Origin of the sequence: Methylocaldum sp. 14B (genome assembly GCF_002005105.1) — a bacterium.
GTDB lineage: Bacteria > Pseudomonadota > Gammaproteobacteria > Methylococcales > Methylococcaceae > Methylocaldum.
In genome coordinates, this window is record NZ_MSCV01000028.1 from 1 (window position 1) to 25,610 (window position 25,610).

Genomic DNA, 25,610 nt, shown 5'->3' on the forward strand with positions numbered 1-25,610 from the left:
GAGTGTTTTTCAACCCGGTGTACGGATTCGTGTCGGGCGGGAAGAACGTAGATCGGCAATCCCTTGCCGACTTATCGGCTCGGCAACGGACTTTGTGGGAAGGGGCGTCCTGGCGCTCCCAGGACGGCCTTTTGCGATTGGAAGGGTCGCGACTAAAGCGACCGTTTGCGATTGGGAAGGGATTGCCGACCTACATATCGGGCTCCCTGATACCGGATCGGAAAATGCTCTAATTCGGTCTGTCCGGCCATAATGCCGGCGTCATGATGCTCGGCCTGGCTCGGATGGACGAATTATCGGTACGCGATGATTGTCCAAAAAAACTGGACCATTCAAAAAAGGAGCGAGCGATGAAACACCTGATAAGCATGCTGTTGCTAGCCAGCGCCGTCCTCTCGGTATCGCCGAGCATTCAAGCGGGCGAAGAGTTCTACGGCACCATTGAAAAGCGTCCCGAAGGCAAGGTCGGCACCTGGATGATAGGCGGTCGCGAGGTCGTGGTGACGGAAAAAACCAAGTTGGAGGAAGACGACGGCCCTCTGGTGGTTGGAGCTTGCGTGGAGGTCGAGTACGAGGGAGGCTCGGTCGAGGAGATTGAAACCGAAAAGCCGGGGAAGTGCCGGAAGTAACGGAACCCCTTTCATATGCCAATGGACTTGGAGAAACCTGAAGCCGGCCCCGCGAGAATTGGCCTTGAGCCGGGTTATGATCAGCCAGGGCGCGGCTTCAGTAGTTCCGACATTGGCAACGATTTCCTGCCGAATCCGGCCACGCGGGATATAACCGCGCCCTAGCCGACCGGAAAGCTCGGCACTACCGCGTCGTTCAAGCTAGAGCATTTTTATACCTACTGTACGGGCATTCGCGCGTAGGTCGGGAATCCCTTCCCAATCGCAAACGGTCGCTTTAGTCGCGACCCTTCCAATCGCAAACGGCGTCTTCGGGAGCGCCGAAGCCGCCCTTCCCGACGCCGCCGTTGGGCCAACGGGTTTGTCGGCAAAGGATTGCCGACCTACGAATGTAGCACCCTGTAGGTCGGGAATCCTTTCCCGACGCCACGTCCCGGCCGAGCGTCTTCGTAGGCAAAGGATTGCCGACCTACGAAAGCTTGAGTCGATCTACCCTGGCCGAAGGCGCCAACGACTCCTGCCAGGCCTGTTTTGCCGTACGAGCGAGATGAAAACGCTCTAAGTACATTCAGGGAAGTCTTGCGGCATAGGCAACCTGCAGGACAACCCCGCCAATCAAGCCAATCAGTCGAGATTCCGCAAATATTTGCGGAATGTACTTAGCTCCTCATGGCTTGCCTGCGGAGGAATCCACTTTCGTTTCGGTCCTCGCCTTTTCGCGGGCCACGCGCGCGAGGGTCACGTATTTGCTGCGCAGTATCGCCAATTCCTCTTCTTCCAGCTCTTCCAAATCCAACAGCGTGTCATCGGCTTTTTCGATGGCACGGATGAGTTCGTCCAGTTTCACTTGGAGGGCTTCGGTATCCCGGTTCTGGGTGTGCTGAATCAGGAATACCATCAGGAACGTCACGATGGTGGTCGCCGTATTGATCACCAGCTGCCAGGTATCGCTGAATCCGAAGATCGGTCCGCTGACGACCCATACCAGGATCACGATCATTGCGATGTTGAAAGCCAAGGGCCGCCCCGACAAGCGAGAGAACAGTCTCGCGAACCGGTCGAACTTGGCGTTCCAGTAAGCGGTATTCTCGAGGTTCTTCTTAGCCCAGGCGGCGCATTTGACTAGAAAAGCAAGCATACGGATATACCAAGACATCGCGGCATTCCTCCAGATTTCGGATCTTTGTAGCTCATTGTTTTTAGATCGATCGGACCAAGCTTGAACACGACCGAGCGGCCCACTAGCCAGTGTAGGGTTTTGCCGCGTGGACAGCCAGAGGCGTTTTGAAAGAAATCAATCTCGGCGGCCGGCTTTGGTAAATCGGCCTGGATCCGGCAATAGAAGAAGAGAATTCGACTGAAACTACGCCGGCCGCCAGTCGGCGTTGATTTTGCCGTCGACAAGGCCGATGCGCCGGTCGGCGGCCGAAGCGAATTCAGCGTCGTGGGTCACGGCGACCACCGTCTTGCCCATTTGGTGAGCCAGATCGTGGAGAATCTGCCGCACCGTGGCACTCGATACCGAGTCGAGATTGCCGGTCGGCTCGTCGGCCAGAACGACCAGGGGATCGTTGGCCAGCGCGCGGGCGATGGCGACGCGCTGACGCTGCCCCCCCGAGAGCTGGTGCGGATGTTTCGCGCTCTGCTCGGCGACGCCCAGCCGAGCCAACAATTCCATGCCGCGCGAACGGATCGCGGCATCGCCGTGCTTGCCGAGCCGCCGCATCGGCAGCGTAACGTTGTCGAGCACCGAAAACTCGGCGAGCAGGAAATGGAACTGGAACACGAATCCCAGTTTCTCCAGCCGGCGGTTCGCCAACTCGTTCTCGCCGTACGCCGAAGTATCCTCGCCGTCCAGCCACACCCGCCCCGAGGTGGGAACGTCGAGCAGACCGAGCAGATAGAGCAGCGAGGACTTGCCGGAACCGGAAGGCCCCATGATGCAGACGAACTCGCCCCGCTCGATATCGAGGTTGATGTCCTCCACCAGGGTCACCGGAACTTCCCCGGCCAGCGTGCGCCCGAGATGCTCGGCTCGCAGGACCGCCGTCATGCGGCGCCCCGCAGAATCTCCACGGGATGCACGCGGCCCGCGCGGCGCGCCGGCAGATAGGCGGCGAGAATGCACGAGACGAGGGCGAAAGCGGTGGCGATGGCGAATTGTTCCGGTCCCCACCAGATCGGCATCTGCACTTTTTCCGTAATGCCGGGCGGCCTGAACTCGATGGTCGACAGCAGCTTCATGAGTCCGGCCCCCAGAACCAGGCCGAATACGCTGCCCACCACGCCGATGATGACCCCTTCGAGCAAAAAGATGAGGCGTACATCGCGGGCGTGAAAGCCGATGGATTTCAGGATCGCGATATCGCGGGTCTTTTCCATCACGATGGTCGACAGGGTGTTGTATATCCCGAAGGACGCCACGATGAGGATCGCCGACACGACGCTGTACATGATGATGTTGCGTACGATCAGCACGCTCAAGATGTCCTCGGAGGCTTCGATCCACGACACCGACTTGTAGCCGGCGACCGCTTCGATTCGCTGGGCGGCATCGCGGGCCTCGTAGGGGTCGTCGAGCTGGATGATCAAGCGGTTAACCCGATTGGGCCGGTCGAACATCACCTGGGCGCGCTTCAGCAAGGTGAACGTCTGGGTCTCGTCGTAGTTCGCGTTGCCGGTGCGGAAGATACCGACCACCTTCATCGGACGGCTGGCGCCGTTCGCGGCGACCACGTTCACGTTGCGGCCCAGGCCGAGATTGAATTTCTGCGCCAGCCCCGTGCCGATGACGATTCCGTTCGGATTGGCCGCGAGCGCGTCGATCGAGCCTTCGATCATCTTCTCCTCGAGCGTCGACACCGTCTTCATCTTGTCCGGCACCACGCCCGAGAGGGTGACGCTTTCCTCCCGGCCGGCGAATACGAGCACGGCCGAACCGACCAGTACCGGCGCGACCTTCAGCCCGGGCATGGACTCGACGAATTCGAGTTTTTCGCGATAACCGCGGATGCCGCGCGTTTCCGTCTGCGGCTTGACGTTGCTGATCCGGATCGCGCCGCCCGCCCAGCGCAGCTCCGCCGGCTGCGTCCGGGGCAAGCGGTATTCGTCGTAGACCGTGATGTGCGGGCTGTTGTCGATGAGACGCTTGATGAAGTCCTTCTCGGAACCGCGCATCAGGGACGACACCGCCAGGAAGAAGGCGACGCCGAGTATGACTCCGGTAAGCGAAACAAAAGTCTGGCGTGTGCGACCCGTAAGATGCGTGAGCGCCACCTGGAGCTGGATGCGCATCAGGACACCGGCACGGGAGATGACGAACGGATACGGGCGGCGCGTCCGTCGCGAAGGTTTTCCGAAGGCGTCTCGACGACTTGGGCCTCCGGAGACAGTCCCTCGACGATTTCGGTACGAACGGCGCCGGTTACGCCGGTCCGCACCGGCTGCTGGTGTAGCCTCCCGTCCTCAACCACCCAAATGGTGCCGTTCTGGACCGCGGTGGACGGTACCAGCAGGGCATTTTCCCGTTCGGAAACGATCAGGTTGGCGTCGACCGTCATGCCCACCTGCAACTTCTCCGGGTCGGCGAGCCGGATGCGAACCCGGTAGCTGCGTGCGATCGGGTCGCCCTTGGGCGTGATTTCGCTGACTTCGCCGTCGAGTACTTCGTCCGGCAGCGCGTCGGCGCGCAACACCGCCTTCTGCCCCACATGCACCCGCAAAATGTCTTCTTCGTCCACCTCGGCCGTGACCCGCAAAGGCGCGCAACAAGAGAGATAGAACAGGGCCTGTCCGGCGGGAATGAACTGGCCGATCTCGCCGTCGCGCCGGATGATCAGGCCGTCCGCGGGCGCCGTGAGAGTCATGAAATCACGCTGAGCCCGCGCGCGCTCCAGCGCCGCCTCGGCCGCTTCCAGATCGGAGCGCGCCCGGTCCAGTTCGACTTTGGCAATGACATTGCGGCGCACCAGTTCCTGCAAGCGCTGATACTGCGTGCGCGCGAACCGCACGCGGGCGGCCAGTTCCTCGACCGTGTTCCTCAAATCCGCGTCGTCGAGCCGAGCGAGTACCTGTCCCTTACGCACTTGACTCCCTTCATCGACGTTGAGTTCAACCAAATGGCCTGCCTGCCGCGCCGCGATCGGCAGCATGACCGTCGGTTCCACGGTGCCGGTCGCGTAAATCGCCTCCACCGCGGGCCCGCGAGTCGGCGTCACGACGGTGACCGTGACAGGACCTTCGCGCCACCAATAAATTCCGCCGGCGGCAGCGAGCACGCCGATGGCAAGAATCCAGATCCACTTTCTTTGCATTGTTCGGAAGGGGAGAATGACGGTCGTCGATGGTGGGTCTATTGCTGGTTAATTGTTATAGCAAGAAAGGCGGCCCGGTTCCGGGCCCTGTCGAGACTGCCAGACTCGCCCGCATCGGGTTCTTGTAGAGGAAACATGCTCCCATTTTAAACGACATCGAGATGACGAAGCGCGGTCGGCTTGTCGATGCTCCCGACGATCACCCGTGCCGCTTCGAGAACTTTCTGCGACTTCATCGGATTGCCGCATGAACCGACGAAACCTCGGCAGTCTAATCGAAATGAAAGCATTATGCGGATGAGCCAAGATATGATCAGTCTGATCTTCGAATCCGAGCAGCTAGCGAAAACCACCAAGCTTGCACCGGCGCCTTTCTTCCGAATCACCGGCAATTTCATCAGCCAAGGGCCCAACGGGACAGTGGTCGCCAAATTCAGCAATCACTTCTGGGATATGCAAGGCCAGCAGCACTTCACCCAGTACGCCTGCCATGACCGGACGTCGATCCATTTTGAGGATGCGCTGGCAAACACCTCGGAAAGCTTCGGCCCGTTCGATGAAATCTCCGTTGCCGATGGAGTGGTCTACGCCAATGGCCAACTCTTCGCCCGGTTCACCGAGGAAACACAACTCTGGCATTGTTACAAGACCGATACCTATTGGTTGAGCATGATCATCGCGTCGCCGCCCTCGCTGTAGATTGAGTCTTCCTGCAAGGGATTCGACGCCACTATTTCGCTGGGTCCGTTCCCTAACTTAAAGCTCTTTCCCGGGCACTCCATTCCTGAAACGAGGCATAGGCTATGGCGAGCAAGGTCGGACCCAGAAATATGCCGAGGAAGCCAAAGGCCATCACCCCGCCCAAAGTTCCGAGAAACACCAGGATGAATGGCAGATGACTCCCTTTGCCGATGAAATAGGGCTTAAGAAAATTATCGACGAGCCCCACCACTAGAAGTCCCCAGAGCACGAGAAAGACGGCCCACCCCGTCGAACCCTTTCCGAACAGCCAGATGGCCGCGGGTAACCAGATTAATGCGGGACCGACGGGAATCAAGGACAGAACGCACGCCAGCACGCCGAGCAACAGGACGCGGGGGATGCCCGCGATCCACAACCCGATACCAACCAAAATCCCCTGAATCAACGCGGTACCGATAACGCCGTAAACGACGCCTTTGATGGTGTCCCCCGCCACATGGAGTAATGCCGGCGCCCGTTGGCCGCCGACCCGGGTGAATAAGGGGGCCAGCCTTGTGGATAACGCGGCACCGTCCCGATACAAAAAGAACGCGATGAACACGCTGAGGCTTAAGTACAGGAGACTTTCTCCGAAGTTTGCCGCACTGCGCAACGCCCAATCTCGCAGGGGCATGAGGTACTTCAGCAACGCCTCGGTCAAGCGGGCGCCGCTCCCCGCCATCTCTTGCCAGTGGTCGTGCAGACGCGAACCCACAACCGGCAGCTTGGCTACCCACGCGGGTGGGGTCGGCGGTCCCTCACTGAGGAGTTGCCGTGCCATCTCCACGAGCGCGGTCACGTCTTCCGCCAAACTGGTGCCGAGGAGCGCCAAGGGGACAATCAAGACGGCTGCCACTATCAGGACCATCAGTCCACTGGCCAATCCTTTCCGGCCCGCGACGGCCGATTCGATCCTTTGATAAACCGGCCACGTGGAAAAGGCCAGGATGACCGACCACAGGATCGCCGAAAGGAACGGACGCAGCACGACGAAACAGCCCAGGATCAATACGAGGACTACGGCGAAGCCGGCCCACTGGTCGACACGGTTTTCGCTCAGCACGTCGTTTTCTCAGATCGACTGGAAATGCCCAATCACCACCCGCTTACTGTTCGTAACGAAAGTCAAACCACATCGTCACCCCGGCATGGAAGGGGCCGACTAAAGGCCCGTTTGCGATTGGGACTGCCGGGATCCAGGTTACAAGGATGTAGAGGGCCGGCCATCCTTGGCCTCTGGATTCCGGCACTCCCTGCCGGAATGACGGGTAATACTGGCATTGCTTTCTTCACTCACTGTAAAAGATAAGGAAAGGTCGAGCCCTGTCGTTCTCCAAAGCCCTTGGTAGTCTAAGAGGGTGTTTAGAAAGCGTCACGCGCGGCCCGAAGGCAAGCCTGTCCTGAGCTCCGTCGAAGGGTCCGTCCTGAGCTTGTCGAGGGGCTGCCCTCAGGCCGTGCAGTAGCTTCTCGCACACACGCTAAGCTAACCCACGACCTCTTTGGCTTCGGCATATCAAACTCAATCGTTATCACTCCAAGCGCTCGCATATCCGCGCGTTTCGCGTCAAGCCAAGGACTCGAACGCTGTCCAGGCTAGAGCATTTTCATACCGACTGTACGGGCATTCGCGAGTAGGTCGGCAATTCCTTCCCAATCGCAAACGGCGTCTTCGGGAAGGGGCTGGCCGGCGCTCCCGGCCAGGCCGTTTGCGATTGGAAGGGTCATCCCAGCGCTTCTGGGATGACCGTTTGCGATTGGAGCGTCGAAGCCGCACTTCCCGACAGTGCAGTTGGGCCAACGGCTTCGTCGGCAAAGGATTGCCGACCTACGAAGGCTTGAATCAATTTACCGTCGCCGAAGGCGCCAACGACTCCTGCCAGGCCTGTTTTGCCGTACGAGCGAGATGAAAACGGCCTAGGCTCTTGGGAGCGTATATCGGCGCAGTAGTCGGGCGAAGTCGCCCAAGGCCTCGATGCCGGTGTCTTCCGCCTGCCGGCACCAATTCTCGAGCAATTGCACGCGGGCTTCATAATGGCTGGCGGATCGGATCCAGAGCTGTTTCAGGTCGTGTTTGGAACGGTAGATCGTCTCGAGCGTCCGGCTCAAGTTCAGCGCCTGTTTTAAGGTTTGGCAGGCCGCTTCATCGAGTTCGACGCCCTCCCGGACCAGAAGCGTTTTTACCTTATGCAGCAAAGGCCGGTGGGCGGAAGGAGCGGCCTTCCACTCGTGCCGCAGTACCGGGAGCACGACGCGACGCCCGTACAAAGCCAGGACATGATGGCGGTTGCGCATTACGGCCTGGACCGTGGCCGGGTTGATCGGTTTGGGAGCGCGCTCGAGGCGGATTCGAGGCGCCGTGCGGCGGATCTCGGCCAGCCGAAACCTTTGCAGCAGGCGGATGTAGACCCAGCCGATGTCCAATTCCCACCAGCGATGGGCGAGACGGGCCGAGGCCGGATACGCGTGGTGATTGTTATGCAATTCCTCGCCGCCGATGAGGAGCCCTAAGGGAAACAGGTTCGTGGAGGCGTCCGGGGTTTCGAAATTGCGATAGCCCCGGTAGTGGCCCAGGCCGTTGATCACGCCCGCCGCCCAAAAGGGAATCCAGAGCATTTGCACCGCCCACACCGTGATGCCATACAGGCCGAATAGCACGACATCGATGACGAACAGCAGGGCAACGCCCCCGCCTCGATAGCGGCTGTAAAGGTTCCGTTCGATCCAGTCATTCGGGGTGCCATAGCCATAGTGGTCCAGCGTTTCGACGTGGCGGGCTTCGGCCCGGTATAACTCGGCGCCTTCCCACAGCACTTTCCGAATGCCGAAGACGCGGGGGCTGTGAGGGTCTTGCGGGCTTTCGCAATGGGCGTGGTGTTTGCGATGAATCGACACCCATTCCTTGGTGACTATACCGGTGGTCAGCCACAGCCAGAATCTGAAGAAATGGCTGACGACAGGATGGAGATTCAGAGCGCGATGCGCTTGGTGACGATGCAGGAAAATGGTCACACTGGCAATGGTGACGTGGGTCAGGCCCAGGGTAATGGCAATGAGTCCCCATCCGGGAATGTTGAGCAATCCATCAATCATCTATCCCTATCCTAAAAACGGGGGGAATAACATGTTTAGTCCTTCATCGAATTAGAGCGAGTACGACCGGGAAGGTTTTGCACCGTGTCGCCAGCGTGCGCAGGCGACTTTTTGACGTTGCCGGCACCTAATCCTTTCTGATCAGACGCAACAGAAGCAAGAAGGCTACGGCGCCAACCGTCGCGATAATCAAGCTCCCAAGCCTGCCGCCCCCGGCGGACAAACCCAGCACATCGAACAGAACACCGCCCAACACGGCACCGAACACCCCGACAATAATGTCTCCGATGGCGCCAAACCCGCCGCCTTTGACCAATTGCCCCGCCGGCCAACCGGCCGCCAGGCCAATCAATACATACCACATCACTTCCATAGAGCCTCCCGTTTACCCGGGTCAATCGAGTTATTGATTTCCAGTCTGAACGTCCGTGGGGCCGAATGCTTTTTTAAGAACCAGATAGGTCGCCGACAATCCCAGGAGGATAGCTCCAATGCCTATGAGTAGGCCGGGCTCTGCATGTTTTAGGTCCAGGGTGATGAGTTTGTTGCCTAACGCGATGATGGCAACTTCCACCACGAAGGCCGGGTTGATGGAGCCCTGCACGAGATAGCTTTTGATGGACTTGAGGAGCTCCAACCCGATGACCAGGATGAGAAAAAGGCTGAATGATTCGAATAAGCGATTGATATCAACCAAGAAGAAAGAAGACTCAATAATGTTCTTGATGACGACCCGGCTGAGCTCGAGGGTCCCCAAAATCACGGAAATCAGCAGCAAGAAAACCAGCACGTAGACGATGTATTTTTCAGCGCTATCAATGGTTCTTAGCACTTTCACGAGGTTTCCTCAGCGTCGTTCGCCTTCTTCCGGCGTGGGTAGGCCCACATCAACGCTTTGAGCCGGTCGAGGTCGACCGGTTTGACCAGGTGCCCATCGAATCCGGCGGTCCGGGATCGGTCGCGGTCTTCATCCTGTCCATAGCCGGTCATCGCCACCAGCAACGCCCCCTCCAACTCGGGCAGCGCCCGCAGACGGCGGGCCACCTCGTAGCCATCCAGACCCGGCAATCCGATATCGAGCAGGACGATCTGGGGGTGAAACATCGTCGCGGCTTCAAGAGCGCTCGGACCATCGAGTGCCGTCTGCACCTCGTGACCTTCGAGTTGCAGCAACAGCGCCGTACTCTCCGCGGTGTCCATGTTGTCATCGACCACCAGGATACGGTAGCGCATGAGGGGCATGGCTTGGGCCGCTTCGGTTTCCGCCGGAGCGGCAGGGACGGCCGTTTCCGGCAAGGCCGGCAAACGGACCGTGAACTCGCTTCCCTCATCCACCCCGGCACTGTGTACGCTTATCTGTCCGCCGTGCAATTCGACCAGGCGGCGAACCAGCGTGAGCCCGATGCCGAGGCCGCCTTGGGCACGATCGAGGGATTTGTCGGCTTGCACGAAGAGGTCGAAGATCGAAGGCAGAAGTTCCGGGCTGATACCGATACCGGTGTCGGCGACCTTGAGCACCGCTTCCTGCCCTTCGTGTGTCAGGGTCAGGGTGATATCACCATCGGGCGGCGTATATTTGATGGCATTGCCCAGAAGATTCGAGACGATCTGTTGCAATCGGGCCGGATCGCCTTCGACCGACAGGCCGTGCTCCGGCAGCGACAAGCCGAGCCGATGGTGATGCGTGTCGAGCTGAGAGCGGGCGTCGTCGACCGCCTGCGCCACCAGGTGCGTCAGATCAATCGGCTGTTTCTGAAGCACGATTGTTCCACGGGTGATGCGGGACAGATCGAGGAGATCGTCGAGCAGCCGTGCCTCCAGGCGGAGCTGGCGATCCAGCATGGCCTGGGCCTGCTTCTCCGCCGCTTCTCCGGCATCGCCGCGCCGCCAGATTTCCAGGGCGTTGCGGATGGGCGCCAGAGGATTGCGCAACTCGTGGGCGAGCATGGCCAGGAACTCGTCCTTGCGCCGATCGACCGTTTTGAGCGCGTCCAGCGCCGCCAGTTGCTCGGTGATATCCTCGATCGCCAGGAGGATGCGCTCCTGATCGCTCCAGCGCAACACCTGCGCGTTGAGACGCATCGTCCGCTCTCCGAGCTCGGGAAAAATCTGGGTGACCTCCTTATCCTGGAAAGCAGTCTGGGCGGGCAAAACCTCTTCGAGAAGCCGGCGCAAGGCGGGAATGTCCCATTGCCCATGGCCCAATTCGTAGAGCCGGACCTGCTCGGTCGCTTCGCGCGTGGTTTTGAAGTTCCGGTAGAAGGCGCGGTTCGCCTGCTGAATACGGAGATTGCCGTCGAGCACGAGTAGCGGCTGACGCATGGTTTCGACGACAGCCTCCGCGAAATCGCGCGATTGCCGCATCTCGTCGTTCAGCACGTTGAGTTCGCGGTTGCGGGCGCGCAGTTCGTCGTTGCTCGATTGCAGCTCTTCCTGGGCGGTCTCGAGTTCCTCGTTGGTACTCTGGAACTCCTCGTTACTCGATAGCAGTTCCTCTTCCGTTGCCTTGAGTTCTTCCACCGTCGTCTCGTGTGCATCCAGCATGGCCCGAATGTAATCGCGAGCCGCTTCGAGGTCCTGCGTAAGCCTCTGGATCTGGCGATCCTTTTCGCTTTCCGGCCGGAAACTTTCCGCGCGTTTCCCCGAACGCATTCGGCTCCGCAACGAACTCCAAAATTCCCCGACAATGGTCGCGCCTTGGTCCCGTACCGCGGAGGCTTGCGCTTCAAAAAAAATTAGAAACCACGGGTTTTCCGCCCCGGCGATCCGAATCGGCATGACCTCGATATTTACCGACTCCGTATCGTTTGACCCCTCCACGCGCACGCCCTCCCGCCGTGTCGGAGCCCCTTCCTTGCGGGCCTGCTCGATGGCGCTGCTCAGGTCGACGAGGAGGCCCGGACGGGCCAGCTTTTGCAGCTTGAAAGTGGGAGGACCGGTCGGATTCGTCAGGTACGGGCCGGTCTCGCCTCGGAACTGAAGCACGTTCATCTCCGAATCGCATAGAACGCCCGGCGGAACGTAGTGGGCCATGGCCAAGCGATCGGCTTCCCGTTGCAGGCGCTCCGCCTCCACGGGTTCGCTGGACAGAGCCAACTGTTTCGGGCGGGACCGGTCCGGCAACGCGGGATACTCCTCCAGCAACGCCAGGTGATTCTTCTGTCCGGGCAGGATCGCCTTGGAATAGATCTTGAGCCGCTTGTCGACGGAACTGAACAGCTCGGAGAAGGGGCCTATGGTTTCGGACGGTCCCAGCACGAGAAATCCGCCCGGATTCAAGGCGTAATGGAACAGCGGAATCACCCGCTTCTGCAAAGCCGGCTCGAGATAGATCAACACGTTGCGGCAACTCACCAGATCCAGCCGCGAGAAAGGAGGATCGCGGGCCACGTCGTGGCGGGCGAATACGCACAAATCGCGGATCGTGCGGGTGATTTGATAGTGGCCGCCGACCTTGACGAAGAAGCGCCGGAGCCGCTCGGCGGAGACGTGGCGGGCGATATTTTCCAGGTAAAGTCCGGTACGCGCCTTCTCGATGGCGGACTCGCTGAGATCGGTGCCGAAAATCTGAATCGGGGTTTGGGTCAGGCGCTCGCCCAAAAATTCCAGAAGGCAGATGGCGATGGAATAGACCTCCTCGCCGCTGGCGCAACCCGGGACCCAGATCCGCAGCGGAGCTTGAGATGGACGGCGTTCGAACAAGCGCGGAAAGACGGTTCGGCTCAACTCTTCGAACAACTCGGGATCGCGGAAGAAATCGGTCACCTGGACCAGCAGGTCCTGAAAGAGGGCCTGGGTTTCCGCCGTGTCGCTTTCCAACAAATTCAGGTACTCCGGCAGCGTATCCAGCCCGTGCAGGGCGAGGCGGCGCGCGAGTCGCCGCTGCACGGTACCGCGCTTATAGTGCGTGAAGTCCACGCCGGAGACGTTGCGGAGGCGACGAAAGAGCCGGTTGAGCGTTTCCTCGTCCGTGGGCGGAGGTTCGCCGGCGGAGGCGGTGCTGTCTACCTTCAGGTATGGATGGCCGCCGAGGCGAGCGAGTTCGCGGGCAATCTCGCGCGGGGGCAGCACCCGATCGACCACGCCGAGATCTACCGCCGCCTTCGGCATGCCGTTGAATCTGGCCGAGCCTTGATCCTGGGCGTAGGTGATACCGCCGGAACCCTTGATCGCCTGCATCCCCAGCGCGCCGTCCGAGCCCGTGCCCGAGAAAATGACCCCGACCGCATTGGCCCCCTGCTCTTGCGCGAGGGAATAAAACAAGCGGTCGACGGGCATGGGCGGCACGGGAAGCCCGTTGCGGGCAGCGAGAGCCAGATGGCCCTGGACCAGGGTCATGACGGCATTGGGCGGGATGATATAGATGTGGTCGGGTTCGACCGCGAGCCCCTCCGTCGCCTCCTGGACCGGCAAGGCCGTTCTGGTCGAGAGGATCTGCGTCAGGACGCTTTCGTGGTGGGGGTCGAGGTGTTGGACCAACAGAAAAGCCATACCGCTGGTGGCGGGAAGGTCGGCCAGAAATTCCGACAATGCTTCCAGTCCGCCGGCGGAAGCTCCGATGCCTACAATTGGAAACGCCATCAAGCTGCATACTCCTGAGTAAGAAATTCTGTCTCGATATTCGACATTATCCGGTACGGCGATGTCCAAGTCCGATTAAAACAAAGGTCCGCCTTGAGTGGCGAGCGACGGCGTCCGCACGCCTGCCCGATTCTTTAATCTTTAACAGTACACTACACGGATTGGTCTGCACCTGCTTGAATTGCCGGCCGCTCAATTCCGGAATTTTTGCGTCACGATCAAGCCGTGAACGCCGCCGTCCATGATGCCGATACCGACACGCCCGAATTGCGGCCGCAAGATATTCGCGCGGTGGCCGGGCGAGTTCATCAAGCCGGCGTGCGCGATGTGAACGCTGGGGGCGAGAGCCAGGTTTTCGCCGGCGATCAGAAAACCGACATTCGATTCGCGCATTCGGTCGAACGGGCTTTTGCCTTCCGGAGTGTAATGAGAAAAATAACCGCGGGCGAACATGTCGGACGAATGTCTTCGCGCCACTTCGGTCAAGGCGGGATCGATCTTCAGCGGCGAAAGTCCTTCCGTGGCGCGCTCGCGGTTGACGAGTCCAAGCATTTGCTCCTCGAGCGCCGGTCTCGGCTGCGGGGCTCCGACCCTGAACGGCAACGAAATATGCTCGTCGGATTCCGGGTAAACCGGAAGCCGGCGGTTCAGCCCGTGCGTAAGCGCATCTTCGAAAATCGGCATCAGAGCCGTGGTCAGCCGTTCCACCAGAACCGCGAAGCGGTTCGCCGTCCCGCTTTCGCGGGCATCCTCGCGTAGATCGCCCGGCAGCGGGACCACGAACAACAAGGCGGCGGCGATGGCTGCCGTTATCAGCCCGTTGGCCAATCCCGGAAGCGTGCCGAACAGGTGATTGAAGGGCCGTCGGTGAATGCCATGCGGCAAGCGTTTGAGCAGCGCATTCCCGAGCAGCCCGATGGCCAAGCTGGTGAGCAGAACGATGAGAAGAAACGCGGCAGGCTGCTGCCACGTACTCGACAAACCGGTTTTCGAACCCAGTAAATCCGCCACCGGTCGATAAAAGAACCAGGCCGCAAGCAAGCTGCCCAGCCAGCGCAGAAGATTGAGAAAACCCAGGATGAAACCGCGCCGCCATCCACCCCAGACGGCGAACAGAATCAGCAGAAGAAGGAAGACGTCGATGACGTTGAAGGCCATGTCGATAATCCCGTTACCGGCCGATGCACTTTATTAGATGGCCGTGGTTGCGCATTTGCTTGTCGATGCGGTTCCTATCCCTGAATCGATCGAGCAGCCCCCGCCGCGGTTTGTCCGGCCGTTCTTCTCCGGGAAGGAACCCCGGTTCGCCCGGAAGGTCATTTTTCATAAGGGGCGAACTGCCGTTTCGTAGGGAAGTAGAGCGGAACGGCGAGCAATTCGGGAAAGGATCGCACGGAAGCCGGACAGCCGGCGGGAGATAGCAATGCGTACGAACAGCAACGGCAGTTTCGATGCACTGATTTCCGGGACGATCGTCGGTATTGCCACCACGCTCGCGGCGGCAGCGTGCGGCAAGGCCGAGCGTTCCGGCGCCGTGGCGCCTTTGAACGCCGTGAGTCACGTCACTTGGGGCGACCAGGCCGCCCGGCAGAACGATGTCAGTCTCAAATACACGGGTACCGGATTCGTGCTCAATCACGCCGCGGCCGTTCTGTGGGCGAGTCTCTACGAACGCTGGTTCGGACGAGCCGCCGAGTCGGGCGATGTCGCCAGAGCATTGACGGGCGGAGCGATAGTCGCGGGCCTTGCCTATCTGACGGATTATCATCTGGTCCCCGAGCGTCTAACGCCCGGATACGAGAAGCGCTTATCGGGCAAGTCGCTGGCGGCGGTTTTCGGCGCGTTGGCTTTGAGCCTGCCGCTGCGCGGATTGGTTCAGCATTTGAGGCGCTAACCCTCGCTTCGAGAGAGCTTTTCGCCGCCTTGCCGGACGGAGCCGTTCACGGCGATGACCGTCATTCCGCTTCGACGTAGCCGGTCTGGATTCTCTGTTGCACATGCATTCCGTTCTTGGGCGGTTACCGATCCCTTATAATGCACGCCCCAACTTATTTTTGAGCGGAATCATGTCCACTATCCCAGCTTGCCCCCAGTGCACTTTAGAAAACACCTACCCGGACGGCGACAATTATGTGTGCGCCGACTGCGGCTACGAATGGCCGATCGAGGAAACCGCGGCCTCCGACGACGACGCGGATGCGGTCGTTAGAGACGCCAACGGCAATGTTCTGTCCGACGGCGACACGGTCGTGCTGATCAAGGATCTGAAAGTCAAAGGCTCGTCCATCACGCTCAAAATGGGCACCAAGGTGAAAAGCATCCGTTTGGTCGGCGGCGACCACGAAGTGGACTGCAAGCTGGACAACGGCAATTTCATGCTGAAGGCCTGCTTTTTGAAGAAGGTCTGATAAGCCGCTTTTGACCGATAGCGCTCTGATTCCAGATCCCTTTCAATCAGGCGTTCATTTTCGTAGGGTGGGTTAGGCGCACATCAGCACCAACCGACCGCCGATCACTGCGCTTCGCGTGCGCCGTAACCCGCCGAGCGACCTTCCATCGGCGGGTTACGCGGAGCCTGTCCTGAGCCTGTCGAAGGGCCTGTCCCGAGCGGAGACTAGGGGCTAACCCGCCATCGATGGGTTTCGCTTCGCTCTACCCATCCTACGATGAATGTTCACTCGAATGCCGAATGGAATTGCGCCGGGATTTCGCAAAGCTTCCATCCCGGCCTACAGGCTCTATCGATTCCGGCTCTCGTTCATCGCAGCGGCGCCACTCGTCCGGTCGCCCGGAATTCCCGGTAGTCCTCTAGCACCTGGGCATGGTCGAAGACCAGGGGCTGCGGCAGCTCATCCGGCATCACCACACTGCAATGCTTGGCATCGTCTGCGGCTATCGGCTCGCCGCTAGCCTCTGCGACGTACACGACGGTTACGGTATGGCCTCGAGGATCTCGCTTGGGGTCCGAATAAATCCCCAGCAGGGCAATCAGGCGAACCTCCAGCCCGGTTTCCTCTTGGGCTTCGCGCCTGGCAGCCTGTTCCACGGTTTCGCCGATATCGACGAAGCCGCCCGGAATAGCCCAGCCTTGAGGCGGAAAGGCACGTTCGATCAAGACAATGGGCCGGCCGGGCCGGTCGGTCAATTCGATGATAGCGTCGGCGGCAAGGGCGGGAGTCATCGGTCGCGGCATGGCGTTTTCCTGTCGTTCAAGCCTGATCCGATAGACACTTTATCAAATCCAAGTTCTGAGAAAAGTCGGGCGTGGCTTGGATGGTCCCCTTGGACAAGGTCAGTCCGGCGCGAACAGGTCCAACGTCACCGGACGCTGCGCGTTTTCCAGGACTGAAAAGCTGACGCCCAACAGGCGGACCTTGCGCCGGCCGGCTTCGGTGCGATTTAGGAGTTCCGCAAGGTGGGGCCGGACATCGCGGATGTCGCGAAAGGGCCGATCCAGGGTTCGGGCGCGGGTGACCAATTCGAAGTCGTCGTATTTGACTTTGACGGTGAGGCCACGAGCTTGTAGGCCGTGCCGGGCCAGTTTCTTCAGAACGCCTTCGGCGAGTTTGGCGAGGTGCTGGCACATTTCGGCCCGGTCCGAGAGGTCGGCGGGAAAGGTGGTTTCCGCGCCCCAGGATTTCCGCGGGCGGTTGGGGACGACCGGCCGCTCGTCGATGCCGCGGGCGATCCGGTAGTAGTGCTCGCCGGCCTTGCCGAACTGCCGTGTCAACGTGGCCAGCGCCAGGCGTTCGAGATCCCGGCCGCAACGAATGCCCAGCGCGAGCATTTTCGCTTCGGTGGCTTTGCCTATGCCGTGGAAGGCGCCGATGGGGAGCTCCGCGATGACGGCCCTCCCCTGTTCCGGCGGAATCAGGCAAAGCCCGTCGGGCTTGTGGCGGTCGGAGGCGATCTTGGCGAGGAACTTGTTGTAGGAAACTCCCGCGGAGGCGGTGAGCTGGGTCGCTTCCCGGATGCGCCGCTTGATTTCCTCGGCTATTCGCGTGGCGGAACCTTGGAGAATCGGACTTGCCGTGACATCCAGATAGGCTTCGTCCAGGGAGACGGCTTCGACCAGGTCCGTGAAGTCGAGGAAGATGGCACGAATTTCCGCCGAGACCGCCCGGTACACGTCGAACCTCGGCCGAATGAACACCGCCTCGGGACACAGCCGGTAAGCCTTGGCCGCAGGCATGGCCGAACGGATACCGAACACCCTCGCCTCGTAGCTGCACGTCGCCACCACCCCTCGTGAGTTCGGGGCGCCGCCGACCACCACGGGTTTGCCGCGCAATTCGGGAAAGTCCCGCTGCTCCACCGCCGCGTAGAAGGCATCCATGTCGATGTGGATGATCTTTCGGAGGCGTTGGGGCGGCGGAACTTGATCAGAGCCGTTCAAATAGGGTCACCGGGTCTCATTAGGGCTGCTGTCGGACTGCAGTCTCGAGCCGGCTGCCGCGGGCTAGAGCATTTTCATATCTACTGTACGGGCACTCGCGAGTAGGTCGGGAATCCCTCCCAATCGCAAACGTCGCTTTAGTCGCGACCTTCCAATCGCAAACGGCGTCTTCGGGAGCGCCGAAGCCCCCCTTCCCGACACCACGTCCCGGCCAAGCGTCTTCGTCGGCAAAGGGTTGCCGACCTACGAATGCTTGAATCCATTCACCCGAGCCGAAGGCGCCAACGACGTCCGCCAAGCTGGTTTTGCCGTACGAGCGCGATGAAAACGCTCTAAAGCCCGCTCCCACGGCAAGATCAATTGCAATCAATACCTGGAAATAGAAACAGCTCCAAGGATACCCGGACCTCGATCTCATCCAAAATGATGTATCCCGCCGGGCGGCCGTTGCGCTAAAAGCGGTCGTCGGTCGGTGTCAAGTCTTGTCGGCGAGACAGCTTTGTCGGAAGGGGCGTCCTGGCGCTCCAATCGCAAACGGTCTGGCCGGGAGCGCCGGCCAGACCCTTCCCAGGACGGCCGTTTGCGATTGGAAGGGGGACTTTGGTGCTCCCAAAGTTCCCGTTTGCGATTGGAAGGTCGCGACTAAAGCGACGTTTGCGATTGGAAGGGTCGCGACTAAAGCGACGTTTGCGATTGGAAGGGTCGCGACTAAAGCGACCGTTTGCGATTGGGAAGGAATTGCCGACCTACTTACCCCCGAATTTCGACATGCTGCCTAGGCTCCAACTTCGACACGAATGTCCGAAAACTTGTCGTCGTAAAAGGCGATCCGGTCTTTCAGTTCACGATGCTCTTCGTAGGGGTCTTCGTAGGTCCAGACCGAATCCTCGAGTTTCGTTTCGCCGAGCTTCAGATCGAAGTAATGAGCGGTCCCCTTGAACGGGCACTCTGTCGTGGTATCCGAGCGTTCGAGCCGATCCAGCCTGACGTCGGAACGCGGGAAATAATAACGCGCAGGATGTTGGTCTTCGTCGACTTCGATCACGTCGCGCGAGTCGGCAATCACTTCGTTGTCGATTTTGACTTGCACTCTTTGACCGAGATGCTTTTCTTGCACTTTATGCTCTGGCCATTTTTGGTGTCCTGGCGATTTTTTCATGCTGACCTCCTGGCTTCTTGGCCATGATCGATGTCAAAGGCAGTCTCTACGGCCCGCATGCCTATCGGCCGCTGCCGTAGGGACGGGTGATGATCTCCAGAAGATGACCGTCCGGGTCTTCGAAATACACTCCGCGGCCGCCGTCGTTGCGATTGATCTGGCCCGGCCGGTGCTGGCCGGGATCGGCCCAGTACTCGAGACCCTGCTCGAGTATGCGGCCGAAGATCCGATCGAAGTCGTCTTCGCCGATCAGAAAAGCGTAGTGCTGCCAGGCGATCTCGCCGTCGGTCTCGTAGAAATCGAGCGAAACGCCGTTGCTGAACTCAACGACGAGGAAAGGTCCGAACGGTTTCTGCCCTGGCAGGCCGAGAATTTCGGTGAAGAACGTCGCCGACTTCCGCTTGTCCCGGCACGGGACGATGGTGTGATTGAGCTGTACGCTCATCTGCGATGCTCCCTGACGCCAAGTCTGTTAGCTTTGTGACCGAACGCAAGGTCAAGCAGTTCAACCCGGCTTCGCCGAATCACCGATCTCGCTGATCGGCAGTCGGACAACGAATTCGCTACCCTTTCCCCGGCCCTCGCTAAATGCTTGTATGGTGCCGCCGTGCATCGCCACCAGACTTTCGACCAGCGATAGGCCGATCCCCAAGCCCCCTTCGGTGCGGTCGAGAGTCCGGTCCACCTGATAAAAGAGATCGAACAGATGACACAACGCCGCCGGATCGATGCCGCGCCCGTTATCGCGGACCCGGATGGCGACCTCGTCGCCTTCGCGTTCGACGCTCAGCCGGATTTGCCCTCCCTCATCGGTGTACTTGGCGGCATTGTTGAGCAGATTCGAGACCACCTGCGCCAGCCGCACGAAGTCGCCTTCGACGTGGATAGTTTCCGAAGGCAGTTGCACGCGGAGTTCGTGCCGGCGCGCGTCGATCAGGGGACGGCTGGTTTCTACCGCGCGCTGCACGATATCGGCCACTACCAGCAATTCCCTGCGCAGTTCGATCTTGCCGCGGGTGATGCGGGATACGTCCAAGAGATCGTCCACCAGCCGGGCCAAATGCTCGACCTGCCGATCGATAACATCCCGCGTCCACTGAAGCTTGGGATCCTCCGTTCCCAATTTGCGCATGATTTGAACGGCGTTGCGGATCGGCGCCAGAGGGTTGCGGAGCTCGTGGGCCAGCATGGCGAGGAACTCGTCCTTCCGGCGGTCGGCCTCGCGTAACGCTTCCTCCGCGCGTTTGATCTCGGTAATGTCCTGGAGGATGCCGCGCAGAATGATGCCGCGGCCTTGGGAGCGCGGGTAAGCCGCGCCCCGGAAGTGTAAAGTTACGAAAATTCCGTCGGCACGAGTGCCCTGCAGTTCCAGGTCAAAAGCCGAATCGGCGGATGCGGTGTGCAGCACGTCGAGCACAGCTGCATGATCCTGAGGGTCGATGAACTGCAGCAATCCCTCAAGATTGCACGGAAAGTCGCTTAAAGGATCCACGGCAAAAATGCGGCGGATGTTTCCGTCGCACAAGAGCTTCTGATCCACCGGGTCCCACTGCCAGACGCAAATGGCAGCTAGCGCTTGGAGATCCCGAAGTTGCTCCTCGGACAGTTGCAACGCGACTCGCTGGCGGAATCGACGAATCAGGAACCAGGCATGATCCGCGATCGCCTGGAGGGATGCGAGATCCTCGTTATCGTAGTCGACTGTCTTGTTGCCGACACCGACCAGCAGCACCACGCGATCATCGTATACGACCGGCACCCCCAAATGGCGCACCAGATGGACATGACCTTCCGGATAGCCCTGCTTGCGACTGAGCCCCTGGTAATCGTTGTGAACGTAGGGCCTGCGATGGCGGGCGCAGTCGGCCCAAATACCGGCGGTGCTTATCGGGTAATGGCGTTGATATACCGCTTGGCACTGGCGAAGGGTTGCGGCCGACCAGGTTCCCAGTTCGATAGTCACCTGGTCTTCATTGACCAGATGGAAGTAGCCGACTTCACTGTCCGTCACTGCGACCGCCGCCTCGATAGCCGCGGAGTACAATCTAGGTTCGTCTGCGTCGAGAGCGTGGCGATATAAGTCCAGTAACGCGGATTTTGCCTTGTCGGGGATTGGGGCTAAGGGCGTATTAATCATTGATACGAAATCATGTCACAGTGAAACAAGGCAGGCTTGTGGCCTTTCTCACCATTCTGGCCCGATGGCAAGAACGAGAGGGATTAGGGGCGCATGACGCTCAACTTCACAGACGTAAACAAAACTTCGATTTAGGCCCGCGTGTAAACCTTATCACGCGATCGCGAAGAGATCCCAAGGGTCGGTCGTATCGCGCTCTCGCCGCCCGGAAGGTTTATCGTGTTCCTTTAATCTGGAATCGAAACCGAACGCATCGGTATTTATTGATAACTGAATGGCAAGAATCCGCAAGTTCGACCATTTTTTTCGGACAATGTTTTCTTTTTTTCCTGCCCGTCAGAACTCGAAAGCCCAGCTTTCCCGGTCCAACTGGCGCTGCAGCACGATACGGCGCGGCGGCTGGATCAATAAGGTCCAGGTTTGCTGATTGTTGCGGTACGGCTCCTTTACCGATTTGAAGGGTTGGGGATTCAGCACGGCCAGGCAGAAGCCGCCCGGCGCGCGCACCGATTCGTAACGAATCAGGCCGACCCAGGCTTCCCGTGCCTGTTCCGCCAGCAGCTGCGTGCCGGCGTAATCGGAAGGATGCGTCCAGGTCTCCCGATGGGACACCAGGGGCGGCTTCGAAAGGTCGATAGCCTTATCGGCGGCGGCATGAAATTCGAACAGAGTCAGCTCGACGCTCGCCGGACGGCCTGACAGGCCTTCGCTGTCCAGCCAGAACCGCAACCGCCAGTAGCCGCATTCGGCTGTGGCCGTTCGGCGATCCTCGGCGCCGTAAAAAACGCCGGGGTCGGTGCGCCGGCGAAATCGCGAACCGCCCGGCAGCGGCCAATAGCGGAACGGCGTCGCCAGCAGCCAGTGCAAGCCTTGGGCGTCAGCGGGCAGGCGCGGCTTGGCCTCGTCGAGGATGTCTTCCAGCAATGTCTGATCGTCCAGATTGCCCGAAGCGAGGTGCATGGTGGCAACCCGATGCTGCGCCTCGACTGCCCGCCAGCCGCTGCCCCGCCAGGGGCGGAGCTCGGAGGTTGTGAAAAACCGTCGCGAGCGGCCCGAGTCCGTGCCGACAAATCGGCAGGAGGGCTGATTTGCACGGCGGGTGCCGCCCATAGGGTGCCGGACAGAGAGGTCCGGCATGACAAGCGGAGGCGTACGAGAGTGTACGTTGAGCATCGCAGGTGCGGACTCGGGCCGCGCAGTAGGCTTTTTCACAACCTCTTAGACGTGAGCACGGTGAGAATCCAAGTACTCACAGGCATGAATCAGGCCGTCGACCCGCTTGATGACCTCCAACGGCCGCTGTCCGTCGAAAGCGCGGTTGGCCGATTTCAGCCAGCTTCGGGCCAGTTCGTCGTCGCCGCCGACCAGCGATGACAGGGAACGATACAGGCGCACGAAATGGGCGGCCAGCTCCCAGGGTTTGCCGCCTTCCGGAAGAGCGTATCGGCCGTTCAACAGCCGGGACGCGGTCGGTTGGCTGGCGCCGATAATGCTTTTCAGATCGCTGGGCCCCAATCCCAGGCGGCGAGCGGCCTCGATCACTGCTCCGGTGAGGACGCGCGAGCGGTCTGTGGCGGGGGCTGAAGCTGGGTGTGTCATGGGGTCTTTCCTCGCTTGCTTGCCAACGTGTTTATTCTACTGAATAACCCTATCATAAAACACACCGTGTGAATATCCGTTAACAGCCGGATGCACGCCAGATCTACCGAGACGATTATTTCGTCGATCCATCACTCCTGATCCACTTTCTCGATGCGAAAAATATTCGGTTGGCGGACAATCCTAAGCTCGGCTCTCCGTTCCGAAGGTCGAACATGAAAGCAAGCGTGCGTAATCGGCCGGAAGGTGTGGTCAAACCTATACGAAAGGGCTTGATGAGTTTCGAAGTCGCGATCCAGCCGACGAGGACGTGAAAAAGACCGACCGCCCCAAACCGACATGAAGAAAAACACCCTCCTAGCTCAAGAAGGCCGGCATCCCGATGACTCGCTAGCCGCGTTCTTCGAACGGCAAACCCGGCGTCACGGATCTCGGGAAGCTGTTCGCTATAGGCCAAGATACCGCACCATTCGCTGGAGTTACGACATGCTCGGCGAGCGCGTGTTCGGATTGGCACAAACGCTGGCCGCACACGGCATCGGAACGGGCGATCGGGTCGCTCTCTGCGCGGAAAATTCGCCACACTGGGTTGCGGCCTTCTTCGCCATCCTGGCCCGCGGCGGCGTGGTGGTGCCTCTGAATCCGAAAAGCACTCCGGATCAGATCGACCGGATCAGCAAATCCGCCGAGCCTAAGCTGGCCCTGCTATCCCCCTCGCTCGCCTGGCCCGACGAGGCCGTGCCGTGCTTGCCGACGGCCGACTCGTCCTACTCGGCGAACGAAGCCGCGGCCATGCGGGACAAAGCCGTCTTCGAGAACTCCGGCGGGCTCGCCGAAATCATCTACACCTCGGGAACGACCGGCGATCCGAAAGGCGTCATGCTCTCTCACGGAAATCTCCTGGCCGATCTCGACGCCGTGATGAAAGCGGTGCCCTTGACGCCCGACGATCATATCCTCACCTTGCTCCCCTTGTTTCACGTGTTCGGTCAAATGACGAGCCTCCTGTGCTCGCTGTACAGCGGATGCTCGGTCACCTATATCGCCGCCCCGACGACCCGCGCCATTCGGGAAGCATTGACCTACACGCCGGCGACTCATCTGGTCGTGGTGCCCGAAGTGCTCAAGACCATGATGGATCGTCTGGAAAGCCGGCTGGGCCGAATCCCCGGTTTCCTCCGGCGCGCGCTGCGCGACCGCATCCGTTCCCGCATCTCCCGGACACTCCGGACCATCGTTTGCGGCGGCGCTCCGCTCGATCCGACGATCGAGGACAAATGGTGGAACCTGGGCTTCGAAGTCTTGCAGGGTTACGGACTCACCGAGACGAGCCCGGTCGTCAGTACCAACACCTCCACCGCCCATCGCGCGGGATCGGTCGGAAAGCCTCTGGACGGGGTCGAGGTCAGGTTGGCTCCGGACAACGAAATCCTGGTCCGAGGCCCGATCGTGATGCAGGGGTACTATCGGGATGCTCAACGCACCGAGGCCGTTCTGGACCACGGCTGGTTCAAGACCGACGATGCCGGACGCTTCGACGAGGACGGATTCCTGTACGTCTTCGGACGCAAGAAATACATGATCCTGGGGCCGAGCGGCGAAAACGTCTTTCCCGAGGATCTGGAAGCCGAACTGAGCCGGGTTCCCGGCGTCATCGACAGCGCCGTAGTGGGCTTGCCGAGGAACGGCCGGACCGTCGTTCATGCCGCGCTGCTCTGTGAGCCGAACCGAGCCGCCGGCGCCGTGGCCGAAGCCAACCGGCATTTGGCGCCGCACCAGCAAATCACGAGCTGGTCTGTTTGGCCCGAGCCCGATTTCCCGCGTTCGGTCACGCGCAAGGTTAAAAAAGAGGAAGTCATCAAAAGACTCGGCAGCGAACCGGCCGGCCGGCCGTCTCAAGGCGGGCGGATCACGCCGCTCAAGCGGCTCTTGGTCGAGGTGACGCAAACGGAGATCGGAGAAATCGACGATTCGACGCGGATCGTAGCCGACCTGAACCTGGATTCTCTGCTGCGAATCGAGCTGGTCTCGCGGATCGAGGACGAATTCGGGGTTTATATCGAGGAAATGCAGATCACGCCGGAACTCACGGTCGCCGATTTGGACGCGCTTGTGCAAGGCCAAAAGGGACGAATGCCCCAGTTGGGGCGTTATCCACGCTGGTCGAACTCGGCTTGGGCCGGCCGATTGCGGCCCGCGGTAAATCAGGTTGTCTTCCGCTGGTGGCTTTCGATCTTCTGCCGCTTGCGCATAAGCGGCGAGGAAAACCTGACGAATCTTCAGGGACCGGTGCTGTTCATGGCGAATCACCGCAGTTTTCTCGATCCGGTCATCGCGACCTGGACGATTCCAGAAGTTATTCGCTCGCGCCTCGGCATCGCGGCCGGCACCGAGGTTCTCTACGGCAAATACCCTTGGTTCGCGCCGCTGGCGGAACTCGCGTTCAATGCCTTCCCGTTTCCCACCGGAACCCACGAAAACATCCGGCCGGGGCTCGATTATATCGGCCGCATGCTCGACGACGGCTGGAACGTTCTGATTTTCCCCGAGGGAGGGCTGAATCGGTCCGAACGGCCGCTGCTCGATTTGAAGGGCGGCACCGGCGTGGTCGCCGTCGAAATGGGCGTCCCCGTCGTACCGCTCGTCATTCAAGGCACCGAGAAAATCCTCCCTCCCGACACCCTCGTGCCGAAGAGGCGGGATCAAGTGAGCGTCCGCTTCGGAAAGCCCTTGAATTTGGCAGGACAGGAATACGCCGACGCGACTGCGAGTATCGAATCGCATCTGCGACATTTACTTGAAGATCGGGAAAACCGCGAATCAGCTCGTCGTAGGCCGGAATAAGCGCAACGTTTCCGGCACCGGCTCCCGGCGATGAGTCCTTGTCCCCGACATCGTTTGACCCAAACCAAGATGTCGGGAAAGGATTCCCGACCTACCAGACGGCCCAGGCTCGTAGGTCGGC

General features: G+C 60.2%; 22 protein-coding genes. 5 read left to right on the forward strand and 17 right to left on the reverse strand.

Annotated features, from left to right (window positions below):
- The first annotated feature begins 350 nt into the window (after window positions 1–350).
- Window positions 351–629: a DUF5666 domain-containing protein gene (locus B2A78_RS18405; RefSeq protein WP_077731555.1), complete on the forward strand. Its 279-nt coding sequence runs from the start codon at window positions 351–353 to the stop codon at window positions 627–629.
- A gap of 667 nt (window positions 630–1,296) precedes the next feature.
- Here B2A78_RS18405 and B2A78_RS18410 read toward each other — a convergent pair.
- The 4 genes from B2A78_RS18410 to B2A78_RS18425 all read right to left on the reverse strand — a co-directional run bounded on the left by B2A78_RS18410 (window position 1,297) and on the right by B2A78_RS18425 (window position 4,942).
- Window positions 1,297–1,785, reverse strand: coding sequence for a low affinity iron permease family protein (locus B2A78_RS18410; protein ID WP_077731490.1), 489 nt, complete (start codon window positions 1,783–1,785; stop codon window positions 1,297–1,299).
- A gap of 207 nt (window positions 1,786–1,992) precedes the next feature.
- The gene (locus tag B2A78_RS18415; RefSeq protein WP_077731491.1) at window positions 1,993–2,682 is read right to left on the reverse strand and encodes an ABC transporter ATP-binding protein; all 690 of its coding nucleotides are present in this window, start codon (window positions 2,680–2,682) and stop codon (window positions 1,993–1,995) included.
- Entirely contained in the window at window positions 2,679–3,923 is a 1,245-nt protein-coding gene (locus tag B2A78_RS18420) for an ABC transporter permease (protein WP_077731492.1), read from the reverse strand. Before B2A78_RS18420 ends, B2A78_RS18415 begins: the two co-directional genes overlap by 4 nt.
- Window positions 3,923–4,942 carry an efflux RND transporter periplasmic adaptor subunit gene (locus B2A78_RS18425; RefSeq protein WP_077731493.1) on the reverse strand — a complete coding sequence of 340 codons (1,020 nt, stop codon included), beginning with the start codon at window positions 4,940–4,942 and terminating at the stop codon, window positions 3,923–3,925. Before B2A78_RS18425 ends, B2A78_RS18420 begins: the two co-directional genes overlap by 1 nt.
- A 297-nt stretch (window positions 4,943–5,239) precedes the next feature.
- Here B2A78_RS18425 and B2A78_RS18430 point away from each other — a divergent pair, with 297 nt between their 5' ends.
- Window positions 5,240–5,641 (forward strand): hypothetical protein, encoded by a 402-nt coding sequence (locus B2A78_RS18430; protein ID WP_133718698.1) that lies wholly within the window; start codon window positions 5,240–5,242, stop codon window positions 5,639–5,641.
- A gap of 52 nt (window positions 5,642–5,693) precedes the next feature.
- On the opposite strand, the gene B2A78_RS18435 is transcribed toward B2A78_RS18430, so the two are convergent.
- The 6 genes from B2A78_RS18435 to B2A78_RS18460 all read right to left on the reverse strand — a co-directional run bounded on the left by B2A78_RS18435 (window position 5,694) and on the right by B2A78_RS18460 (window position 14,512).
- Entirely contained in the window at window positions 5,694–6,746 is a 1,053-nt protein-coding gene (locus B2A78_RS18435; RefSeq protein WP_077731495.1) for an AI-2E family transporter, read from the reverse strand.
- An 851-nt stretch (window positions 6,747–7,597) separates the two neighbouring features.
- On the reverse strand, window positions 7,598–8,773 hold the full coding sequence (locus B2A78_RS18440) for a fatty acid desaturase (protein ID WP_077731496.1): 1,176 nt from the start codon (window positions 8,771–8,773) through the stop codon (window positions 7,598–7,600).
- Between the two features lie 127 nt (window positions 8,774–8,900).
- Entirely contained in the window at window positions 8,901–9,146 is a 246-nt protein-coding gene (locus tag B2A78_RS18445) for a GlsB/YeaQ/YmgE family stress response membrane protein (protein WP_077731497.1), read from the reverse strand.
- 30 nt (window positions 9,147–9,176) lie between these two features.
- On the reverse strand, window positions 9,177–9,611 hold the full coding sequence (locus B2A78_RS18450; RefSeq protein ID WP_077731498.1) for a phosphate-starvation-inducible PsiE family protein: 435 nt from the start codon (window positions 9,609–9,611) through the stop codon (window positions 9,177–9,179).
- Complete coding sequence (locus B2A78_RS18455; RefSeq protein ID WP_077731499.1) at window positions 9,608–13,354, reverse strand: chemotaxis protein CheB; 3,747 nt, start codon at window positions 13,352–13,354, stop codon at window positions 9,608–9,610. The genes B2A78_RS18450 and B2A78_RS18455 overlap by 4 nt, the downstream gene beginning before the upstream one ends.
- A 192-nt stretch (window positions 13,355–13,546) precedes the next feature.
- A complete protein-coding gene (locus tag B2A78_RS18460; RefSeq protein WP_077731500.1) occupies window positions 13,547–14,512 on the reverse strand; it encodes a CvpA family protein in 966 nt (321 codons plus the stop codon).
- A gap of 265 nt (window positions 14,513–14,777) precedes the next feature.
- On the opposite strand from B2A78_RS18460, the gene B2A78_RS18465 reads away from it, so the two are divergent.
- Window positions 14,778–15,248 carry a hypothetical protein gene (locus tag B2A78_RS18465; protein WP_077731501.1) on the forward strand — a complete coding sequence of 157 codons (471 nt, stop codon included), beginning with the start codon at window positions 14,778–14,780 and terminating at the stop codon, window positions 15,246–15,248.
- Window positions 15,249–15,420: 172 nt separating this feature from the next.
- On the forward strand, window positions 15,421–15,762 hold the full coding sequence (locus B2A78_RS18470; protein WP_077731502.1) for a zinc ribbon domain-containing protein YjdM: 342 nt from the start codon (window positions 15,421–15,423) through the stop codon (window positions 15,760–15,762).
- Window positions 15,763–16,112: 350 nt separating this feature from the next.
- On the opposite strand, the gene B2A78_RS18475 is transcribed toward B2A78_RS18470, so the two are convergent.
- The 7 genes from B2A78_RS18475 to B2A78_RS18510 form a co-directional block, all read right to left on the reverse strand.
- Complete coding sequence (locus B2A78_RS18475) at window positions 16,113–16,547, reverse strand: NUDIX hydrolase (RefSeq protein ID WP_077731503.1); 435 nt, start codon at window positions 16,545–16,547, stop codon at window positions 16,113–16,115.
- 99 nt (window positions 16,548–16,646) lie between these two features.
- The gene (dinB, locus tag B2A78_RS18480) at window positions 16,647–17,750 is read right to left on the reverse strand and encodes a DNA polymerase IV (protein ID WP_240502580.1); all 1,104 of its coding nucleotides are present in this window, start codon (window positions 17,748–17,750) and stop codon (window positions 16,647–16,649) included.
- A gap of 775 nt (window positions 17,751–18,525) precedes the next feature.
- Window positions 18,526–18,909, reverse strand: coding sequence for a DUF427 domain-containing protein (locus tag B2A78_RS18490; protein WP_077731505.1), 384 nt, complete (start codon window positions 18,907–18,909; stop codon window positions 18,526–18,528).
- 61 nt (window positions 18,910–18,970) lie between these two features.
- Window positions 18,971–19,354: a VOC family protein gene (locus B2A78_RS18495; RefSeq protein WP_077731506.1), complete on the reverse strand. Its 384-nt coding sequence runs from the start codon at window positions 19,352–19,354 to the stop codon at window positions 18,971–18,973.
- A gap of 60 nt (window positions 19,355–19,414) precedes the next feature.
- Window positions 19,415–21,046, reverse strand: coding sequence for an ATP-binding protein (locus B2A78_RS18500; protein ID WP_156881076.1), 1,632 nt, complete (start codon window positions 21,044–21,046; stop codon window positions 19,415–19,417).
- Between the two features lie 336 nt (window positions 21,047–21,382).
- Window positions 21,383–22,006 (reverse strand): RES family NAD+ phosphorylase, encoded by a 624-nt coding sequence (locus B2A78_RS18505; RefSeq protein ID WP_077731558.1) that lies wholly within the window; start codon window positions 22,004–22,006, stop codon window positions 21,383–21,385.
- A gap of 258 nt (window positions 22,007–22,264) precedes the next feature.
- Window positions 22,265–22,645, reverse strand: a complete 381-nt coding sequence (locus B2A78_RS18510) for an antitoxin Xre/MbcA/ParS toxin-binding domain-containing protein (RefSeq protein WP_077731507.1) — start codon at window positions 22,643–22,645, stop codon at window positions 22,265–22,267.
- A gap of 339 nt (window positions 22,646–22,984) precedes the next feature.
- On the opposite strand from B2A78_RS18510, the gene B2A78_RS18515 reads away from it, so the two are divergent.
- A complete protein-coding gene (locus B2A78_RS18515) occupies window positions 22,985–25,489 on the forward strand; it encodes an AMP-binding protein (RefSeq protein ID WP_077731508.1) in 2,505 nt (834 codons plus the stop codon).
- Window positions 25,490–25,610 lie beyond the last annotated feature (121 nt).

What these genes read in the sequence shown, in the direction of transcription:
- B2A78_RS18415 (WP_077731491.1), bottom strand. Translation starts at nt 2,682, where the DNA reads ATGACGGCGGTCCTGCGAGCCGAGCATCTCGGGCGCACGCTGGCCGGG.
- B2A78_RS18445 (WP_077731497.1), bottom strand. Translation starts at nt 9,146, where the DNA reads ATGGAAGTGATGTGGTATGTATTGATTGGCCTGGCGGCCGGTTGGCCG.
- B2A78_RS18475 (WP_077731503.1), bottom strand. Translation starts at nt 16,547, where the DNA reads ATGCCGCGACCGATGACTCCCGCCCTTGCCGCCGACGCTATCATCGAA.
- B2A78_RS18420 (WP_077731492.1), bottom strand. Translation starts at nt 3,923, where the DNA reads ATGCGCATCCAGCTCCAGGTGGCGCTCACGCATCTTACGGGTCGCACA.
- B2A78_RS18470 (WP_077731502.1), top strand. Translation starts at nt 15,421, where the DNA reads ATGTCCACTATCCCAGCTTGCCCCCAGTGCACTTTAGAAAACACCTAC.
- B2A78_RS18495 (WP_077731506.1), bottom strand. Translation starts at nt 19,354, where the DNA reads ATGAGCGTACAGCTCAATCACACCATCGTCCCGTGCCGGGACAAGCGG.
- B2A78_RS18425 (WP_077731493.1), bottom strand. Translation starts at nt 4,942, where the DNA reads ATGCAAAGAAAGTGGATCTGGATTCTTGCCATCGGCGTGCTCGCTGCC.
- B2A78_RS18430 (WP_133718698.1), top strand. Translation starts at nt 5,240, where the DNA reads ATGAGCCAAGATATGATCAGTCTGATCTTCGAATCCGAGCAGCTAGCG.
- B2A78_RS18455 (WP_077731499.1), bottom strand. Translation starts at nt 13,354, where the DNA reads ATGGCGTTTCCAATTGTAGGCATCGGAGCTTCCGCCGGCGGACTGGAA.
- B2A78_RS18460 (WP_077731500.1), bottom strand. Translation starts at nt 14,512, where the DNA reads ATGGCCTTCAACGTCATCGACGTCTTCCTTCTTCTGCTGATTCTGTTC.
- B2A78_RS18465 (WP_077731501.1), top strand. Translation starts at nt 14,778, where the DNA reads ATGCGTACGAACAGCAACGGCAGTTTCGATGCACTGATTTCCGGGACG.
- B2A78_RS18405 (WP_077731555.1), top strand. Translation starts at nt 351, where the DNA reads ATGAAACACCTGATAAGCATGCTGTTGCTAGCCAGCGCCGTCCTCTCG.
- B2A78_RS18440 (WP_077731496.1), bottom strand. Translation starts at nt 8,773, where the DNA reads ATGATTGATGGATTGCTCAACATTCCCGGATGGGGACTCATTGCCATT.
- B2A78_RS18515 (WP_077731508.1), top strand. Translation starts at nt 22,985, where the DNA reads ATGAAGAAAAACACCCTCCTAGCTCAAGAAGGCCGGCATCCCGATGAC.
- B2A78_RS18505 (WP_077731558.1), bottom strand. Translation starts at nt 22,006, where the DNA reads ATGCACCTCGCTTCGGGCAATCTGGACGATCAGACATTGCTGGAAGAC.
- B2A78_RS18410 (WP_077731490.1), bottom strand. Translation starts at nt 1,785, where the DNA reads ATGTCTTGGTATATCCGTATGCTTGCTTTTCTAGTCAAATGCGCCGCC.
- B2A78_RS18500 (WP_156881076.1), bottom strand. Translation starts at nt 21,046, where the DNA reads ATGATTAATACGCCCTTAGCCCCAATCCCCGACAAGGCAAAATCCGCG.
- B2A78_RS18490 (WP_077731505.1), bottom strand. Translation starts at nt 18,909, where the DNA reads ATGAAAAAATCGCCAGGACACCAAAAATGGCCAGAGCATAAAGTGCAA.
- B2A78_RS18510 (WP_077731507.1), bottom strand. Translation starts at nt 22,645, where the DNA reads ATGACACACCCAGCTTCAGCCCCCGCCACAGACCGCTCGCGCGTCCTC.